This is a genomic window from Xanthobacter cornucopiae (genome assembly GCF_043195065.2).
Classification (GTDB): Bacteria; Pseudomonadota; Alphaproteobacteria; order Rhizobiales; family Xanthobacteraceae; genus Xanthobacter.
The window spans coordinates 2,069,569-2,087,062 of sequence record NZ_CM195531.1 but is presented as its reverse complement, the minus strand read 5'-3'; the positions used below and the strand labels follow the sequence as shown (position 1 = coordinate 2,087,062).

Below are 17,494 nucleotides of genomic sequence, written 5' to 3'. Positions count from 1 at the left end.
GCTTCCAACGGGATTGTACTTCAGGATTTGTCGAACCCTAACGATCGGGCCGAAGGGAGTAGCCCTGCTTGCAAGGGCAAAGGTGATCCAAAGCGGCTGTTCGTTCTGTCTGCTCACGGCCCGCGCGTACTCCGACAGCCGAGGTCGGAGTTTGGACTCCTCCCGGGTTGCCATATTTTTAGGTACTTAGTTCCCAATGCCGCGCTCTCGGTGTTCTGGGGATAGATTGGCAGTACAAGCCACAGGCGGTTTCAAACCTTCACTCAGCGCTTCGCCGTTGATGGGATTTTGCCGGCTCAAGCCATTTGCACCGTTTTGTCGGCACGCGCCGCTGCGATCGGGCGATGCTGGGCCCTCAAATGCTAGGTGTTTAGTCCCGGCATTTGGTGGATTGGATTGAGCGTGAATCGTTCTGGCTCTGAGGTCCATCGTTTGCAGATGAATTCGTAGGGCGTGAGGCCTTTCAGGGTCTTGAGGCGACGGGCAAAGTTGTAGGCGGCGACGAAGCTTTCGAGGTGGGCTCGGAGCTGGTCGTGGCCGTCATAGTGGAAGCGCTTGACGGTCGCCTCCTTGATCGTGCGGGACAGAAGCTCGACCTGCCCGTTGGTCCAGGGATGCCTGGGCTTCGTCAGCCGGTGTTCGATCCCGTGGGCCTGGCAGGCGCGATCAAAGGGATGCCCGCGCCACATGGCGGTCGGACCGGAACGGTTCTTCGGCAGGTCGGCGAACTGGATGCCGTTGTCGGTCAGAACGATCGCGATCCTGTAGGGAACGGCAGCCACCAGCGCATCAAGGAAAGCGCGTGCCGTCGCCGTGGTGGCCTTGTCGACGAGTCGGGCAAAGGCGAACTTCGAGGTGCGGTCGATGCCGACATACAGATGCAATTGACCTTCCGCCGTCTGCACCTCGGCGATGTCGATGTGAGCTGCTGCCGGTTTCGTGGACACGAAGATAAGATCGTGACCAAGGACCTGGAGAGAGGATATGACGAGGCGGAAATTCAGCCGCGAGTTCAAAGTCGAGGCCGTCAGGCTGGTGACGGATCGGGGTGTCTCGGTAGCGCAGGCGGCCCGTGACCTTGATGTGGCGGAGAGCGTGCTGCGCCGCTGGATGCGGGAGCTGACCGCGACCCCGGCGACAGCGTTTCCTGGGAACGGGCAGATGCGGGCCGACCTGGCCGAGATTGCAGCCTTGAAGAAAGAGGTCGCGCGGCTGCGTGCGGAGGGTGACATCCTCAAGAAGGCCGCGGCTTTTTTCGCGCGCGAGGCGATATGAGGTTCGTCTTCATCGCCAAACACCGCCACATCTGGCCGGTCAGCTGGCTCTGCAAGGTCCTGGAGGTCTCGCGCTCAGGCTTCCATGCCTGGTTCAATCGCCCGACCAGAGCCCGCGAGATCCATGACGCGAAGCTCGTCATGGCGATCGAAACAAGCTTCAGGGCCAGCGACCGGACCTACGGCGCGCGCCGTGTCTGGCGCGATGTTCTGGAAGAGGGGCTGGCCTGCGGGCTGCACCGGATCGAACGGCTGATGCGGGTCAATGCCATGAGGGCGCGGCCCAGGCGCCGTGGCAAGCCGAAGGATGACGGCGAACGCGCGGTCATCGCCGATAACATTCTCGACCGCGACTTCCAGGCCGACCGGCCAAACCTGAAGTGGTTGGCTGACTTCACCTATATCTGGACCGCGGACGGCTGGCTTTACGTCGCTGCCGTCCTCGACCTGTTTTCCCGGCGTGTCGTTGGCTGGTCCATGAAGGCCGAGCGGGATGCCTCCCTGGTCATGGATGCGCTGATGATGGCGGTCTGCGACGTGGCAAGGCCGACGCTCTGCTTCATCACTCGGACCAGGGATCGCAATACACAAGCGAGCAGTTCCAGCGGCTTCTGGCTGACAATGAGATCACTTGCTCGATGAGCCGTGCCGGGAATGTCTGGGACAACTCGGCAATGGAGAGCTTCTTCTCAACGCTGAAGACCGAACGCACAGCCCGCAAGCTCTATCGCACCCGCGACGAAGCCCGTGCCGATGTCTTCGATTACATCGAGCGCTTCTACAACCCGCGTCGGCGGCATTCGAAACTGGGGTACCTCAGCCCCATGGAGTTCGAAGCCCGCGCTATGCTAGCTTAACTCCCTGTCCACAAAATCGGCAGCAGCTCAATGAGCCATTATGAACGGAAATCGTTCTAGGTGCCCGAACCGAGGTGCAGGAGTTCCTAGTTCCCTTAGGCTAAGGTCGATGCATCAGGCATTTTTCGCCGAAATTGATGGCTATGCTGAGGTGTAATCGCTGCGGACTGCGTGGCCGAGGGGGGCGGGACGATCGGTTTGACGGCGTTCACCTATTTACCTGACGATTCGGTTATGTTTATCGCCATCTGAAAGACACGCGATGGGGCCGAAAGAGCGCCGAAGCTCCGTCCTGCCGGCCGTCGAAGAGGCTGCGATCGCTGCGCTCCAGGTCCAAGCTCCCCTGCCGCTGCATGATGTCTTCCTTGCCCTGAAGGACGTTATCCCGCATTTGACGGGCTTCTCGCTACATCGTTGCCTCCAGCGCAATGGCATCTCGCGCCTGCCGAAAGCGGATCGCGGTGAGCAGGCTAGATTTGGTTTGCTGCGGCCAACTCCCAGTAGAGCCTGCCCAAGGGCGTGAGGAACACTTGCTCCGATCGAGCTGCAGTCCAGTAGAGGTCATGGCCCACCTCGCAACGGACCAAGCCGGCGGTCTGGAGCCGCTTTAATGCCCTGAAGATTGAGACGTGCTCGGGAACCGCCACGTCGTTAAACGTTTCTTCATAGGACCGATCGAGCCGAAAGTCAGGCATCGGCGTGGCAAAATAGACCGGCAGCCTCCTAAGCTCCTCGTCTGGAACGGTCGGTCGGCAGAGGCGTACGGGTTCAAGTGTCGCCGCATGCGACTTGTAGATCGGGCGCTGGTCGAGGGCACCGAGGACAGCCTCGGCGTAGGCGTAGATTCCGGCGGTGGAAACACGGCCCCTGATGTCGGCGGCGCCACCCGATAGAGCCGCTAGCACCAGGCGGGTGAAGACGCCGTGGCCCGCCACTTCGTGGGCGCCCTGCCGTGGGCGCGCGGCGGCAAGGATGGTCACCCCCTCCCGTAGCCTGGCCTCGTTCTCAAAGGATCCGATTACTTCTGAGTCGCTGCCCGCGGCGCCAGCATAGCAGCAGTCGAGCAGGATGAAGACGTTGCGTGCCCTCGACCGATTCGCAAGGTCGACAAGCTCCCGCATGGGAAGACCCGGTGTGTAACGGGCCCCTTCGTAGGTCAGAATATGTGCTCCGAGGCTGGTGGCCGCGCCATGGCCCGAGAAGTAGAACAGGGCGTCGCCGTCGAAGTTTTGGTCAAAATGCCCGTGGAGAGCGCAGCGCAACTCGGACGTTGTCACCATTACGCCGTTGGCACTTGTAAACTTGCGGCAACGGAAGTTAACAGACTCATCCTCGTTGCGCTCAAGCAGGGTGGCCATCGCATCCGCGTCCGCTACACAGCCAGACAGACACTCCGCAGATGCGTAGTCGTTGATGCCTACGATGAGCGCGCGACGCTGCGACACGTTGATTCGCTACCGTGGCGCCGTCACGAGGCCCTGCCCTACATCGATCTCCTCAATGCCGGGCGCAAGGACGTCGCGACGTGCGGCTGCTAGGATGCGCGCCACGACATTGCTGGCCGTCGGAGTCACGCCAGTCTTCTGGATGGCCTCCCACCAGAGCGCGGCGACGCCTGCTACATGCGGGCACGCCATGTTCGTCCCGCTGAGCGCTTGCAGCCCGCCGCCGGGCCAAGCGGAGAGGATGTCTACGCCGGGCCCCGCGACGGTCACCATAGTATTCGAGAAGGGGGCGACGCCGAACGCGGAAGCGTTGCGTCCAACCGCGGCGACCGACACCACATTATTTGCCGCCGCAGGAAGAGAAGCGGCAATGCGAAAATCTTGGTTCTGGTCGCGTCGGCTCTCATTACCCGCGGCAGCTACTACGATCAGCACTGGTCCGAGGGCAGACTGGGCCTGGAATACAGCCATGATCGCATCGAACATTCGCAGGTTGCCACGATAGGCCTCGAGGCCCGCCGAGGTGGCCAGGGCGGGCGGCCAGCCTTTCGCGATCAGGCTTTCGACCATGCCGGGGAAGTCGAACCCGAGCGACATCGAGATCACATTCGCCCCGCTTCTCATCGCCCACAGCATGCCGTCGAAAAGCCACTGGGACTCTCCGCCGCCATCATCACTCAGTACCTTTCCAATCAGCGCGCGCCGGATTCCCCGCGCAATCCCGATCCGTTTCCCTGCCGTCAGATCGCGCCCGAAGATGGTGCCGGCGCAGTGCGTGCCGTGGCCCTGTTGGTCGCCGTCGCCGGATCCACTGAAGTCTGTTTGGACAATGTTAACGCCAGCGAACGCTGGATGCCCAGCGTAGATGCCCGTGTCGAGCACGGCGACAGTCACGCCAGCTCCAGAGCAGGAACTATCAGCGGCCCCAACGGCGGCGATGCCCCAGTTGGCCTCGTCAACCTTATCGCCGGCCGCGTAGGGCTGGATGAGGCGCGTCGGCATGATCGGCGCGAGCGCTCGCGTTGCGGGATCGCTTGCCGCCTCCGCTGCCTCCTTTTCCGCGAGCTGTTCGAGGCTGATCTTAGCAGTTCCGGTATTCGTACCGAGAACTGCCGGATTGGGCCCGCGCACCCGCGGCCTAGCGTCCTCGACGCGAAGGATAGCGTAGCGCTTCATCGGTTCTACCCCCCCCAGCACTTGCTCGACTCACAGCCGTTTCATTTCCGCGAGCTTGCGATAGTGCGCCCCGAGAGCCGTGAGCCGGCAGCCCTTCGAGTTGATCGCGGCGTAGTACATGTGCTCCGCGTCGACCGGCACGACGAGACCATGCCGGTTGCACTTCTGGAGCTCCTTGAAGATCCGGACGTTCTCGGGGTTGACCGGGATGAGGTCAAGCTCGGGCACATTGCGGCGGTCCTCTTCGAAGGAAGGGTCAAGCGGGTAGACCCAAGCCCGCTCTGGAAAGTAGGTCGGAAGGCGCCGCAGGACGTCGGGTGGGACCTTGGGAGCGACCTGCCTGAGCGTCACGAAGGACTGGACGTTTGCCTTGTAGAGCGGCCGCTGCTCCCACGGGCCGAGCGTCTGGTCAACGTGAGAGTAGAGCGACGCAGGCGTTATGTTGCCCAGGATGTCCGAACACCCGCCCTGCAGGCCGTCGATGAGGATCTCCGTGAATAGACCGTGACGTAGGCCCTCCGCCGCCTCGCCGTCGCGCTCGCTCGCGGTGAGGATGGTGACGCCCGTTCCGATCGGCGACGCGGCTCCTGCAGGGAGACCAGCGACCTCGCCTGCGTAACCCGAGTGACAGGCGTCGAGGATGATGACGCTGGACTGGATGCGGGGATGCGCGCCGTTGGCGAGGCCGAGGATCTCAGAGAGGGACATCCCCCAGGCGCCCTTGCGGCCGTCGCGGCTCACGACGTAGCCTGCGTTCGTGTCCGGGTTGATGATGCCGTGCCCTGCGAAATAGAGGAGCGCCGTCTCGGCGTGGCCGCGGAAAAGCTCCGCCACCGCTTGGCTAAGGACATCGCTGTTCACCTCCAAGTCGTTGCTGGTCAGGAGGCGGACAGAGAAGTTCGGCGAGCCGTCGCCGTGCACCTCCAGCAGTTGCGCAACGGCGGTTGCGTCGTTGACGCAGCCCTGCAACGGGGCTGAGGGGTAGTCGTCGATGCCGATGACGAGTGCCTTCTTCATCCTTCAGCGGCCCCCGCCGACCAGGATTTTCAGGTTGTCCCAAGTCCAATTGTAGAGCTTGTCACCAGCTAGCGCCGCCTTGGGCTTCGTGCAGGTCTTGTCGGCGTAGCCCTTTAGGAGGAAGTAGGGAACCATCTCCTCCTGTGCAATCTTTAGCTCGGCGCTGACCCCGGTCGCTGTGTGGGTGTGTTCTCCGCAGACCACGCAGACCACGTCGACCGACTTGATTCGGGTGCGGGCCTTTGCCTTCCAGTTATCGTCGATGTGCTCCTTAATCGACCAGTCGGCCAATTCGAACGGGCTGTCCTCGTTCTTGGCTTGGGCGACGATCGCCGTCTTCAGGAACGAGTCGTGGTCGTAGTCGAAGCTGATGAACACGCGAGTTTTAGCCAAGCTTTCCTCCAAGCGGGATGTGGTTCGGCTTCAGTTCACCCACAGTGCGCAAGATAGGGTTGATGTGGATAACGCTGCAACCGCGGCAGAGTGCGTAGGCGACCACATCGGCGGTGCCTCCGTACCCCCCCGGCAGGCTTCCCGTCCCAGATCGCGATCAGCGTTGCGGAGTTGTCGGCGACGCGACGACCGGCCTCCATGAATGCTTCCTGGTCTGACGAGGCGCCGTCCAGCACCACGCGCTCGCACCGGCTCAGTAGCTCGCGGTATCTGCCTAGGCTCAGGACTCACTAATCAGAGCCAGAAGATGACGGTGGCTGCGATGCAGATGGCTGAGAAGAAGGTGTGGGCGCACCGGTCGTAGCGTGTGGCGATGCGGCGCCAGTCCTTGAGTTTGGCGAATAGGTTCTCGACCTTGTGTCGCTGGCGGTAGAGGGCCTTGTCATAGGCGAAAGGTCGCTTGCGGCTCCTGGATGATGGAATGCAAGGCGCGATCCCCTTGGCGGCGAGCGCGTCCCGGAACCAGGCGCTGTCATAACCCCGATCGGCGATCAGACTCTTGGCCGGCGGCAAGGCATCAAGGATAAGGCGGGCGCCCTTGTGGTCGCTCATCTGGCCTTCCGACAAGAGCATGATGATCGGCCGGCCTTTATCGTCGCAGACAGTGTGGAGCTTGGAGTTCAGGCCCCCCTTGTGCGCCCGATACGACGGGGAACAGCCCCTTTTTTAAGAGGCTCGCCGCAGTGCGGTGGGCTTTGAGATGGGTGGCATCGATCATGACCCGATCGGGTTTGGGCCCTTCGCCGGCGAGGCTGGCGAAGATGCGGTCGAACACCCCGAGCCGGCTCCAGCGGATGAAGCGGTTGTAGAGCGTCTTGTGCGGACCGTAGTCCTTCGGCGCATCCTTCCACTGCAGGCCGTTGCGGATCACGTAGACGATGCCGCTCACCACCCGCCGGTCATCCACCCGCGGAACCCCATGGGCCAGAGGAAAGAACGGCGAGATCCTCGCCATCTGGCGCGCGCTCAACAGGAACAAATCACCCATCGCAGCCTCCTCAACGGAAACTGTGAATCACACCCGCAGCTCAATTAATAGGTCCTGAGCCTAGGCAGCGGACTCATAACGCATTGATCCAGATTCGGACGGCAGCGAGCTTGAGGGCCGCGAGGAAGTTGTCCGGACGGCGATCGTAGCGCGTGGCGAGGCCGCGCATCTGCTTGATGCGGTTGAAGAAGCGCTCGATTTGGTTTCTCTGGCGGTAGAGCCAAGGGCTGAAGGCGAAGGTTCGCTTTCGGATGACACGTGGCGGCACATTGGCAAAGGCGCCGCGTTCCGCCGCTTCAGTGCGGATGGCGTCCGTGTCATAGGCCTTGTCGGCGAGGAGGATGCCGCCGGGTGCGAGCCGGGCCAGGAGTTCGCGCCCCGCCGGTGCGTCGCCGGCCTGCCCTGCGGTGAGCAGGAGGTGAATCGGACGGCCCTCCGCATCGACCAAGGCGTGGATTTTCGTAGTCAGTCCACCCCGGGAGCGTCCCATGCAACGATCGTCATCGCCCCCTTTTTGATCGCGGCGCCGTGCTGGTGAACGCGAACGCAGGAGCTGTCGATCATGACGATGTCCCCGTCATAGGCGGCCGAGACCGCTTCCAGCAACTTGTCCCAGACCCCCGCGGCCCGCCAGCGCACGAAACGGTTGTAGAGGGTTGTACGTGGTCCATAGCGCTCCGGCACATCCCGCCACGGCGCACCGGTCCGAAAGCGCCAGAGGATGCCGTTGATCACTCGGCGGTCATCCACCCGCGCCACGCCGCGCACATTGTTCGGCAGCAGCGGCGAGATGATCGCCCATTCCTCGTCGGTCAGCTCGTGGCGGCGCATCTGTCAGGCTCCCAGTTCGGGAGCTTGAATCACGATACGCTCAGACGCGCAAATTTATGGGGCCACGCCCTAGGCCCTCGGTGAAGCAACGCTCGTAGCCAGGGAAGGGGATAAAGGCCGTGACGGGTATGCCCTGCGCCAGCGCCTCCTCGGCGAACACTTGGTCGCTGCCAGCGGCAAGCGACGAGAATGCCCGCGACACGGGCGCCTTCTCGCGCAGCGCGCCGCCGACGCTCTTAGCTACCCATTCCCAGTCGATGCCCGTCCGGGCCTGGTGGCCGGAGACGCCGACGCTACCCGGTAACGTCATTGGCCCAGGTTCCCTCTGAGGCTACGGTAGAATTCCTTCGTTGACCTCGCTCGTGCGGCCGACTCGTTCAGGTACGCGCGCTTCGTGGCGAAGTCCCTGCTCGCGGTCTTCGATGCCATCGCGTAGTGGTCTAGATCCATGTCGCTGCGCAGATACGGCCACTTGCGCAAGTATTCGGGTGGCGTGGCGCCCCCGCCTGAGTAGGTTGCCAGGGGATACTCCTTCTCGCTCGCGACGCCGATCTCCCAAGGCACCCACCAAGATGTGCGCGTCGCCTGGGAAATCACGGCGAGGAGCTGCGTGCAGGTGCCGAGCCTCGCCCGGATGAGGTCGGCAAGATCGTCACCTGCGCCCGGTGTCTCGGGGTCGATCACGTCGAGGTAGCTGTCGATTCCGTGTTGTAGCTTCAGACGCGACGAGATGCCCAGCGCGAGCGCCGAGTCTGTTTTCTGGTGGGAGATGAAGATCTTCAAGTGGCCCGCCCTCTAGGCTGGTGTCCGCCAAAGGATAGCCGATAGCGGATCATGGGAACAAGAGGGGAAACCGTGAGGCCCGCATCGTCCGTCTCCGTAATCGACGGACTCTACCCAAATATGGAGGAGGTTCAGTGGCTCAGTTCAAGCTAATTGTTGGCGAGAGATCAGGTGAAGTGTGAGCGAGTCCGAGCGTTGCGCCGAACGCACCGGATCATCTCTCGGCGGCAAATATCAACCGTTCGAGTGGAACACATTCTTCTTTTGCCACAAAATCGGTACGTAGCGCCTCGGACGGCAGCATGTAGAGGATGTGTAGCGGCAGAGACTCGCCTGCTGCTTGGAGTTCCCGCTTCAACTGCGAAAGTGCGTCACCGCTGGGCCCGACGACCAAAATGTCGATATCCTCGCCGATCGCGCTTAGAGCCCGTTTGGAAATTCGTTATCCAGGGATTCCTGTTTGTCCGTGCTTATGATTCAAGCTGTGGATGTGGACAGCAGAACAGCGGGACCGGATGGCCAGGATCGCCCGGAAGACGAAACGCTATCCGTCGGACCTGACGGATGAAGAATGGGAGCGGATGGCGCCGTTGATGCCGGCTCCCGGACGCCGGGGGCGGCCCCGCGAGGTGGAGTTCCGGGAAGTCATCAATGCGGTGCGCTATCTGGTGCGTTCAGGCGGCGGCTGGCGGATGCTGCCGATCCATTTCGGGCACTGGCGCACGGTCTATGGCTGGTTCCGCGAACTGGCGCGCCGCTTCCTGTTCCAGACCATCCACGATGTCGAACTGATGCTGGACCGCGAGCGGGCCGGGCGTGAGGCGAGCCCGACGGGCGCGGTGATCGATAGTCAGACAATCAAGGCGCCGCAAGCCGAAGCCAGGGGCTACGACGCCGGCAAGAAGATCGTCGGGCGCAAGCGCCACATTGCGGTCGACACCGACGGGCGGCTCCTGATGGTCCATCTGACGACCGCAGACATTTCCGACAGCGCCGGCGCCCAGATGATCCTCGATGCGATACGCAAGCGCTGGCCGTGGGTGAAGCACCTGTTCGCCGAGGCTGCTTATGACCGGCTCAAGCTCATGGACAAGGCCGCCTCTCTCGACTTCGTCGTCGAGATCATCCGTCGCCGCGATGGCGCCCAAGGTTTCGAAGTCCTGCCACGCCGCCGGGTTGTCGAGCGTACCTTCGGCTGGATGACCCGATGGCGACGCCTCGTGCGCGACTATGAGCGCCGCATCGACGTCTCAACCGCGATGATCCTCGTCGCCATGGGCGCAAATCTCGCCCGGAGAAATGCACATCCCTGAGTTTCCAAACGGGCTCTGAGGCCTCGACGACAAGCCGGTGAAGGTGACGGTCGAATTGCCGGCAAAGTTGCATCGCGATCTTTTGGCTTATGCCAGGGTGCTGGGCGGAGAGACGGGGAACCCGATCTCCGATCCGGTCAGGCTCATCGTGCCGATGCTGGAGCGGTTCATGGCGACGGATCGGGCGTTCGCAAAGGCACGGCGTTTGAGCTATCGAGATCCGACGCCGGGGACGCGGCGAAGGGCGCTGACGGGTGCGCCATCGTCCGAGCAAGACTGAGAAGAGTTCGTGCAGCCGGATTGTCGTTCCTTGGCGACGCAATGGCAAAAAATGGCAGCCGCTCTCCCGCGATTGGCCGGTAGATCACACCGGGGATCGAAATCGCAGTCTCGGACTCGAGCGTCGGAGCCACGCCACGGCGCAATGCGACGAGGGTTAAAAGGCTATAGCGCTCAATGTTCTGGATCAGGAACCTGGGGTGGCTTCCCATCTGACCGAGCCGAAGGCTGAGATAGTCGCGGACCTCATCTCCACGACCACCGGAACACACCAGAAATGATTCGTGGGCAAGGTCACTCCAGCTCAACTCACTCTTGGTTCTCAATGGATGTCCGTCCAAAAGCGCCGCGAATACGTTCTCTCGCCAAATCTGATAAGCATCGTATGGATGTTGTTGGCGGTTTTCGATCGGGAAGGCGAGGTCAATATGAGACATGTCGATCGATTCAAGATGATTTGCGGCAGAATACTCGATGAGTGTCACTTCGACATTTGGATTCTTGTCGTCGTAAGCCGAAAAATATTGGACACGAAGCCGGAGGCCAGGGGCGAGAACAGTCCAACGCTCAGATGGCCTACCTCTGATCGACCAATAGCAATCACCTCATGAGCGCCGTCTTCCAATTGGCTTAAGGCCGATCGCGCTCGAGAAATGAAACGTTGGCCAGCCAATGTGAGGGTGACACCCCCGGCATGGCGAATGAACAAGGAGGCACCGATCTGGTCTTCTACGTCGCGAATCCGACGGCTGATGGAGGAGTCCCGTATCCCCAATGCAGCTGCGGCCTTGCGAAAACTTCCAGCATCTGCCGCCTTGATGAAATGCCGCAGAACGCGCAATTCCACATCAAAGGGGGCTTGCTTCACAACACGCCTCAACGCACAACTGAAACATGCAGCAGATATACTGCTATTTTCTAAGAAATTACAATTTTAAATTGTCATTATTGCGGGGCGGCAGGTAGACGGCTTCATTGCCAGTTCGCACGGAGGGAAGCGTTGCATCATCTGCTGCGATCCCTTTCCTTCTTCGATCACTGACGTCCGCCTTACCAGCAGCACAAGCCGGGTGTATGCGAGATACCGAGTTCGGCCGGCGGCCGGCACCCCACCTTCGCCGTGGCTCCGGGCTTTCGGTATCCTTTCAATGAGGCGACCCCAGAGAAGGGGGGCCACAGGCAACAGAGCTCCGGCCTCAGCAGGCCATTCATTCAAGATGTGGCCCGTTACACAGCGTCCCTTCGCGACACCGTCTCCCATAATCAGCATGGCAACCTCGGTAGAACCGGTTCCGGCCTATGAAGCGGGATTTCGCCCGCGCCCTTTCACTCGGCGTCGGTCTGGCGGGCGGGATGAGCGGCAGCGAAGGCGGGGTGGGTCGCCGCCAGGGCCTCCACGCGCAGGATGCGGGGAAAGGTCTCCAGCGGAACGTGGAAGCGCCGGGCGGAATAGAGTTGCGGGATCAGGAAGACGTCTGCCAGCCCCGGCGCGGGGCCGAAGCAATAGCCCTCGTCGCCGATCAGCGCCTCCACCGCGCGGAAGCCGTCCGTGACCCAGCGGGCGATCCAGGCGGAGACGGCCGCCTCGTCCTGGCCGAGGGCCTGGCGCAAATAGGCGAGCTGGGAGGAGTTGTTGGGCGGGTGGATGTCGCAGCCGATGATGGCCGCCACCGCCCGCACCTTGGCCCGCGCCACTGCATCCGTCGGCAGCAGGGGCGGGGCGGGATGGGTCTCTTCCAGATAGTCGAGGATGGCGGGGGACTGGATGAGCACCGTCCCGTCGTCGAGTTCCAGCGCCGGCACGCGCTCCTGCGGGTTGAGGGCGCGATAGGCGGGGGCATGCTGCTCCCCGCCGTTGCGCACCAGATGCACCGGCACCTGCTCCACGGCGATCCCCTTCAGCGCCAGCGCGATGCGCACCCGGTAGGCCGCCGAGGAGCGCCAGTAGGTGAAGAGCCGCATCGCCGCCTCACACCGCCGGGGCGGGCAGGATGGTGCCGCGGCACGCGCCGAAGCCGATGGAGGCGAAGCCGTCGCGGGTCGCGCGGCCCTGGATGATGAGGGTGTCGCCATCCTCCAGGAACCGCCGCTCCTCCCCTGAGGCGAGGGTAAGCGGCGCCCGGCCGCCCTGCGTCAGCTCCAGGAGGCTGCCGAAGCTGTCCGGCGTCGGGCCGGAGATGGTGCCGGTGCCCAGAAGGTCGCCGGGATTGAGATTGCAGCCGCCGGAGGCGTGGTGCGCCACCAGCTGGGCGAAGGTCCAGTAGAGGTCGCGCGACGAGCCGCGGGAGAGCCGGTGCGGCGCCAGCCCCTGCGCCCGCATGGCCGGGGTCTCGATGAGAACGTCGAGGGTGAGGTCGAGGGCGCCGGTCGACTGGTCGTCCGCGTCCATCAGATAGGCAAGGGGGGCGGGATCGCCCTCCGGGCGCGGGGGCTGGGCGATGCGGAAGGGGGCGAGCGCCTCGGGCGTCACCACCCAGGGCGAGAGCGTGGTGGCGAAGTTCTTGGCGAGGAAGGGGCCGAGGGGCTGATATTCCCAGCCCTGGATGTCGCGCGCCGACCAGTCGTTCAGCAGGCAGAAGCCGGCGATGTGGCCGGCCGCCGCGCCCATGGGGATGGGCTCGCCCAGCGCATTGCCGGCGCCGATGAACACGCCCAGCTCCAGCTCGTAATCGAGATTGCGGGAGGGGCCGAAGCTGGGCTCCGCCTCGTCCGCCCGCTTGCGCTGGCCGTTGGGGCGCCGCACCGCGCCCGCCGACACGCCGATGGAGGAGGCGCGGCCGTGATAGCCGATGGGCACGTATTTGTAGTTTGGCAGGAGCGGATTGTCCGGCCGGAACAGCTTGCCCACGTTGGTGGCGTGGCTGATGCCGGCATAGAAATCCGTATAGTCGCCGATGGCGGCGGGCAGGTGCATCATGCAGTCCGCCGCGCAGTGCAGCAGCGTGCCGGCATGGGGCTCGCCGCGCGCGCGCTCCGGCCCGGCGGCGTCCAGCAGCTCCACCAGCCGCGCGCGCAGTGCCCGCCGGGGCGCGGCGCCCAGGGCGAAGAAGGCGTTGAGCGTCGGCCCGGATGCCGCCTGCGCGGCCTCACCGGCCACGCCGTCGAACAGGCCGAGGGCGAGCGCCGCGCCGAGGTCCAGGATCTCCTCGCCGATGGCGACGCCCCCGCGCGGCGCGCCGCCGTTCGGGCTGAAGATGCCGAAGGGCAGGTTCTGGATGGGGAAATCGGCATGGCCGTTGGCGGAGGTCGCCCAGCTTTGGCGGGCGGGATCATGGGTCGCGTCGATCATGGGACATCCGGAAAGCGGGGACGGCAGGGCCTGCGCCAACTCCGGCGCAGGCTGCGACAGGCGGGTGCTACCACGCCGCGCGGCGGGTGGGGTCGAAGCGCTTCTTCAGGCCCGCCCAGCAGTCCACATAGTCGGCCTGCAACTGCGGCACGCCGGCCGCATAGGCGGTGACGCGCTGGGGCAGGCGCGTCTCGAACATGAAGGCCATGGTGTTTTCCAGCTTCACCGGCGTCTGCGGCCCGGTGGAGGCGTGCTCGAAGGCGGCGGTGTCCGGGCCGTGGGGCAGCATCAGATTGTGCAGGGAGAAGCCGCCGGGCTCGAACCCCTCGGGCTTGGCGTCATAGACGCCGAAGATGAGGCCCATGAATTCGGACATAATGTTGCGGTGATACCACGGCGGGCGGAACGTATTCTCCGCCACCATCCAGCGTTCGGGAAAGAGCACGAAGTCGATGTTCGCCGTGCCCGGCGTGCCCGAGGGCGAGGTGAGCACGGTGAAGATGGACGGGTCGGGATGATCGAACAGCAGCGCGCCCACGGGCGAGAAGGTGCGCAGATCGTATTTCCAGGGCGCGTAATTGCCGTGCCAGGCCACCACGTCGAGGGGCGACTGGCCGATTTCCGTCACATGCAGCTCCCCGCCCCATTTCACATAGAGGCGGGAGGGCTCCTCCTTGTCCTCGTAGGCAGCGACGGGGGTGAGGAAGTCGCGCGGGTTGGCGAGACAATTGGCGCCGATGGGGCCGCGATCCGGCAAGGTGAAGGTGGCGCCGTAATTCTCGCAGACATAGGCGCGGGCCGGCCCGTCGATCAGCTCCACCTTGAAGATGACGCCGCGCTGGATGAGGCAGATCTCCCCCGGCGCGATGTCGATGACGCCGAATTCGGTGCGGAAGCGCAGCGACCCCTGCTGCGCCACCACCAAGAATTCGCCGTCCGCATTGAAGAAATAGTCGTTCTCCATGGACGCGGTGACGAACGCCATGTGCGCCGCCATCCCGCCCTGGCTGTCCGCGTCCCCCGCCGTGGTGAGGGTGGCAAGGCCGGTGAGGAAGGTGCGCTTCTCCTCCGGCAGGGGAATGGCGCTCCAGCGATATTGCCCGAGCGCGAGATCGCTCTCGTCCCGCGCCATGGGGGCGGTGCGGATCAGGCTCTTGTCCACCCGCCGGTAGCGGCCGGAATGCTTCACCGTGGGCCGGATGCGGTAGAGCCAGGAGCGTTCGTTCACCGCCTGCGGCGCGGTGAAGGGCGAGCCGGAGAGCTGCTCCGCATAGAGGCCGAAATTGACCTTCTGCGGCGAGTTGCGGCCCACCGGCAGCGCGCCCTCGATGGCTTCCGTCTCGAACGCATTGCCGAAGCCGGACATGTAGCCGGGCGCACGCACGCTGGACCGCACGGCCGGGCCTTGAAAGGCCACATAAGGCTGGATCGTCATCTGGACCTCCGGGATGTCGGGCGCGCCGTCAGGACTTGCCAACCGTCAGGATTTGCCCAGCGGGCAGCCGGTCTCGCCGGCGGGGCGGAAGACTTCGCTCGCGGGCAGGGTGGTGACCGGCTTGTAGAAGTCCCACGGGCCCTTGCTCTCGGCGGGGCTCTTCACCTCGTAGAGGGTGAGGTCGTAGAGCACGCGACCATCGGGGCGGATGCTGGCGGCATGGCCGAAATAATCGACCGGAAGGGCGCGCATCTGCGCATTCACCTTGCCCGCATCGTCGGATCCGGCAGCGGCCACGGCCTTCAGATAATGCTTAACCGAGGCATAGACGGAGGCCTGCTGCTTGGTGGGCATACGGCCCACCTTCGCCTCGAAGCGCCTGGCGAAGGCCCGGGCCTCGTCGTTCTGGTCCCAGTAGAAGCCGGTGGAGACCAGAAGCCCCTTGGCCAGCGGCAGGCCCATGGCCTTGATGTCGGTGAGGAACACGAGGAAGCCCGCGAGCTTCTGGCCGCTGGAGGTGATGCCGAATTCCGCTGCCTGCTTCACCGCGTTGCTGGTGTCGCCGCCCACGTTGGTCAGGCCGATCACCTGCGCCTTGGACGCCTGCGCCTGGAGCAGGAAGGAGGAGAGGTCCGGCGCGCCGAGGGGATGGCGCGCGCTGCCCAGAACCTTGCCACCGGCGGAGACGACGGCGGCCGATGCGTCACGCTCTATGGCGTGGCCGAACGAATAATCGACCGTGATGAAATACCAGCTTTTGCCGTTCGGCAACGCGGTCACCGCCTTGCCGGTGGCGTTGGCCAGCGCATAGGTGTCGTCCGCCCAGTGGGTGGAATAGGGCGAGCAGGCCTTGCCGGTCAGCTCGGAGACGGCGGCGCCGGAGATGAGCAGCGTCTTCTTCTTCTCGCGGGCGATCTCCTGCGCGGCGAGGGCGACAGAGCTGACCGGCAGGTCGGCCACCGCGTCCACGCCGCCCTCGTCGAACCACTTGCGCAGGGTGGCGCCGCCCACGTCCGCCTTGTTCTGGTGATCGCCGGAAATGATCTCCACCGGCACGCCGGCGACCTTGCCGCCGAAATCCTCGGCGGCCAGTTCCGCCGCCACCACCGAGCCCCGGCCGCCGATGTCGGCGAACTGGCCGCCCATGTCGCCGAGCACGCCGATGCGCACCACATTGTCCGAAATCTGCGCCCGCGCCGTGGCCGGCCCGAAGGCGGTCGCGGCGACCGCCAGAGCGGCAAGCGCCGTGCGCGATGTCAGCCCATGACCCAGAAGCTGCATGTTGTCCTCCCGAAGGCGTGCGTCATCGTTCCTGCGACGCTGCGCCGGTTGCATCGTATTCGCGTGTATAGGGCTATGACGGCCGGCGGACCGGTGCGGTCAGTCCTCCAGGGCCTGCCACATCTCCATGTCGCGCGCGGCGGTCCAGATGCGCGGGTTGTCGATGCCCTGCGCCTCGTCATAGGCGCGGGCGATGTCGAACGGCATGCAATGCTCGAAGATCACCCAGTGGCCGTACTTGGGACGCATCTGGCGCATGGCCTCGGCATAGACGGTCTTCAGGTCGTGCCCGGCCTTCACGCCCGCCTCGGCGATGGCGAAGGCATCGCGCAGGAAGGCCCGGGTCTCGTCCAGCCCGACCTTGATCTGATCCGGCGTCACCAGCGCCTCGCCGCGCCCCGGCACCAGCTTCTGCGGGCCGAGGGCCTCCAGCCGGTCCAGCGTGTGCGGCCAGTCGCGGAAATGGGCGTCGCCGCAATAGGGGGTGGCGCCGTATTCCACGAGGTCGCCGGCGAACAGCACCTTTTCCTTCGGCAGCCAGGCGATGGTGTCGCCACGGGTATGGCCGCGCCCGGCATGGATGATGCGCACCTCGCGCGTGCCCAGCCACAGGGTCATTTCCTTGTGGAAGGTCACGGTCGGCCAGGTGAGGCCGGGGATGGTCTCCTGCGCCCGGAACAGGCGGGGGAAGCGCTGGATCTCGGAGGCCATGTCCTGCGCGCCGCGCTCCACGATCATGTCGCGGGTGACGTCGGAGGCGATGACGTTGATGCGCTCCTCGAAGCCGGCGGCGCCCAGCACCCGCACGGCATGATAATGGGTAAGCAGGACGTGGCGGATGGGCTTGTCGGTCACGGCGCGGATGCGCGCCACCAGTTCCTTCGCCATCACCGGCGTCGCGCGCGCATCGATGACGAGCACGCTGTCGTCGCCGATGATGACACCGGAATTGGGATCGCCCTCGGCGGTGAGGGCGAACACGCCGTCCGCCAGCTCGGTGAAGGTTTCCCTCTTCTCGGCGAGGTCGCCCTGGCTGGCGAAGGTCTTTGTGGCGGCGGCGGTGGTCACGCGGC

The 17,494-nt window shown here is 64.3% G+C and carries 16 protein-coding genes and 4 pseudogenes; 4 read left to right on the top strand and 16 right to left on the bottom strand.

Annotation, left to right across the window (positions count from 1 at the left end):
• Positions 1 to 362: 362 nt before the first annotated feature.
• Positions 363 to 923: pseudogene (locus V5F53_RS09355) on the bottom strand (DDE-type integrase/transposase/recombinase); the annotation flags it as partial.
• A gap of 61 nt (positions 924 to 984) precedes the next feature.
• Between V5F53_RS09355 and V5F53_RS09350 the strand changes: the two are divergent.
• Positions 985 to 2,131, top strand: a pseudogene (locus V5F53_RS09350) (IS3 family transposase).
• 262 nt (positions 2,132 to 2,393) lie between these two features.
• Positions 2,394 to 2,609: pseudogene (locus V5F53_RS09345) on the top strand (IS481 family transposase); the annotation flags it as partial.
• On the opposite strand, the gene V5F53_RS09340 reads toward V5F53_RS09345, so the two are convergent.
• The 8 genes and pseudogenes from V5F53_RS09340 to V5F53_RS09305 form a co-directional block, all read right to left on the bottom strand.
• Entirely contained in the window at positions 2,602 to 3,576 is a 975-nt protein-coding gene (locus tag V5F53_RS09340) for a caspase family protein (protein ID WP_393998827.1), read from the bottom strand. The pseudogene V5F53_RS09345 and the gene V5F53_RS09340 overlap by 8 nt on opposite strands.
• A 9-nt stretch (positions 3,577 to 3,585) precedes the next feature.
• Positions 3,586 to 4,752, bottom strand: coding sequence for a S8 family peptidase (locus tag V5F53_RS09335; protein ID WP_393998828.1), 1,167 nt, complete (start codon positions 4,750 to 4,752; stop codon positions 3,586 to 3,588).
• Between the two features lie 30 nt (positions 4,753 to 4,782).
• The gene (locus V5F53_RS09330) at positions 4,783 to 5,769 is read right to left on the bottom strand and encodes a caspase family protein (RefSeq protein ID WP_393998829.1); all 987 of its coding nucleotides are present in this window, start codon (positions 5,767 to 5,769) and stop codon (positions 4,783 to 4,785) included.
• 3 nt (positions 5,770 to 5,772) lie between these two features.
• Positions 5,773 to 6,162: a TIR domain-containing protein gene (locus V5F53_RS09325; RefSeq protein WP_393998830.1), complete on the bottom strand. Its 390-nt coding sequence runs from the start codon at positions 6,160 to 6,162 to the stop codon at positions 5,773 to 5,775.
• Positions 6,163 to 6,456: 294 nt separating this feature from the next.
• A protein-coding gene (locus tag V5F53_RS09320; protein ID WP_509212994.1) for an IS5 family transposase occupies positions 6,457 to 7,210 on the bottom strand; the annotation gives its coding sequence in 2 pieces (ribosomal slippage) (positions 6,457 to 6,856 and positions 6,855 to 7,210; 756 coding nt in all).
• Positions 7,211 to 7,283: 73 nt separating this feature from the next.
• A pseudogene (locus tag V5F53_RS09315) lies at positions 7,284 to 8,041 on the bottom strand (IS5 family transposase).
• A gap of 40 nt (positions 8,042 to 8,081) precedes the next feature.
• Positions 8,082 to 8,351 (bottom strand): hypothetical protein, encoded by a 270-nt coding sequence (locus V5F53_RS09310; protein ID WP_509212993.1) that lies wholly within the window; start codon positions 8,349 to 8,351, stop codon positions 8,082 to 8,084.
• Positions 8,348 to 8,824: a toll/interleukin-1 receptor domain-containing protein gene (locus tag V5F53_RS09305; RefSeq protein WP_393998855.1), complete on the bottom strand. Its 477-nt coding sequence runs from the start codon at positions 8,822 to 8,824 to the stop codon at positions 8,348 to 8,350. Before V5F53_RS09305 ends, V5F53_RS09310 begins: the two co-directional genes overlap by 4 nt.
• 488 nt (positions 8,825 to 9,312) lie before the next feature.
• Here V5F53_RS09305 and V5F53_RS09300 point away from each other — a divergent pair, with 488 nt between their 5' ends.
• Both V5F53_RS09300 and V5F53_RS09295 read left to right on the top strand, forming a co-directional pair.
• Positions 9,313 to 10,137: an IS5 family transposase gene (locus V5F53_RS09300; RefSeq protein WP_509212992.1), complete on the top strand. Its 825-nt coding sequence runs from the start codon at positions 9,313 to 9,315 to the stop codon at positions 10,135 to 10,137.
• A gap of 37 nt (positions 10,138 to 10,174) precedes the next feature.
• Complete coding sequence (locus V5F53_RS09295; RefSeq protein ID WP_393998686.1) at positions 10,175 to 10,417, top strand: DUF2274 domain-containing protein; 243 nt, start codon at positions 10,175 to 10,177, stop codon at positions 10,415 to 10,417.
• Here the strand turns inward: V5F53_RS09295 and V5F53_RS09290 are convergent.
• From V5F53_RS09290 to V5F53_RS09260, 7 genes are all read right to left on the bottom strand, one after another.
• On the bottom strand, positions 10,305 to 10,901 hold the full coding sequence (locus tag V5F53_RS09290) for a LysR family substrate-binding domain-containing protein (protein WP_393998687.1): 597 nt from the start codon (positions 10,899 to 10,901) through the stop codon (positions 10,305 to 10,307). The genes V5F53_RS09295 and V5F53_RS09290 overlap by 113 nt on opposite strands.
• Entirely contained in the window at positions 10,898 to 11,284 is a 387-nt protein-coding gene (locus V5F53_RS09285) for a LysR family transcriptional regulator (protein ID WP_393998688.1), read from the bottom strand. The genes V5F53_RS09290 and V5F53_RS09285 overlap by 4 nt, the downstream gene beginning before the upstream one ends.
• 458 nt (positions 11,285 to 11,742) lie before the next feature.
• Positions 11,743 to 12,378: a maleylacetoacetate isomerase gene (gene maiA, locus V5F53_RS09280; RefSeq protein WP_393998689.1), complete on the bottom strand. Its 636-nt coding sequence runs from the start codon at positions 12,376 to 12,378 to the stop codon at positions 11,743 to 11,745.
• A gap of 7 nt (positions 12,379 to 12,385) precedes the next feature.
• Positions 12,386 to 13,705, bottom strand: coding sequence for a fumarylacetoacetase (fahA, locus tag V5F53_RS09275; RefSeq protein WP_393998690.1), 1,320 nt, complete (start codon positions 13,703 to 13,705; stop codon positions 12,386 to 12,388).
• A 67-nt stretch (positions 13,706 to 13,772) separates the two neighbouring features.
• Positions 13,773 to 15,140, bottom strand: coding sequence for a homogentisate 1,2-dioxygenase (gene hmgA / locus V5F53_RS09270; protein ID WP_393998691.1), 1,368 nt, complete (start codon positions 15,138 to 15,140; stop codon positions 13,773 to 13,775).
• A 45-nt stretch (positions 15,141 to 15,185) separates the two neighbouring features.
• Complete coding sequence (locus tag V5F53_RS09265) at positions 15,186 to 16,421, bottom strand: ABC transporter substrate-binding protein (protein ID WP_393998692.1); 1,236 nt, start codon at positions 16,419 to 16,421, stop codon at positions 15,186 to 15,188.
• A 99-nt stretch (positions 16,422 to 16,520) separates the two neighbouring features.
• Positions 16,521 to 17,489 carry an MBL fold metallo-hydrolase gene (locus V5F53_RS09260; RefSeq protein WP_393998693.1) on the bottom strand — a complete coding sequence of 323 codons (969 nt, stop codon included), beginning with the start codon at positions 17,487 to 17,489 and terminating at the stop codon, positions 16,521 to 16,523.
• Positions 17,490 to 17,494: the final 5 nt, after the last annotated feature.

Bases quoted from the DNA above. Each gene is read 5' to 3' on its own strand.
- V5F53_RS09335 (WP_393998828.1), bottom strand. From the start codon at position 4,752: ATGAAGCGCTACGCTATCCTTCGCGTCGAGGACGCTAGGCCGCGGGTG.
- V5F53_RS09330 (WP_393998829.1), bottom strand. From the start codon at position 5,769: ATGAAGAAGGCACTCGTCATCGGCATCGACGACTACCCCTCAGCCCCG.
- V5F53_RS09310 (WP_509212993.1), bottom strand. From the start codon at position 8,351: ATGACGTTACCGGGTAGCGTCGGCGTCTCCGGCCACCAGGCCCGGACG.
- V5F53_RS09300 (WP_509212992.1), top strand. From the start codon at position 9,313: ATGTGGACAGCAGAACAGCGGGACCGGATGGCCAGGATCGCCCGGAAG.
- maiA (WP_393998689.1), bottom strand. From the start codon at position 12,378: ATGCGGCTCTTCACCTACTGGCGCTCCTCGGCGGCCTACCGGGTGCGC.
- fahA (WP_393998690.1), bottom strand. From the start codon at position 13,705: ATGATCGACGCGACCCATGATCCCGCCCGCCAAAGCTGGGCGACCTCC.
- hmgA (WP_393998691.1), bottom strand. From the start codon at position 15,140: ATGACGATCCAGCCTTATGTGGCCTTTCAAGGCCCGGCCGTGCGGTCC.
- V5F53_RS09265 (WP_393998692.1), bottom strand. From the start codon at position 16,421: ATGCAGCTTCTGGGTCATGGGCTGACATCGCGCACGGCGCTTGCCGCT.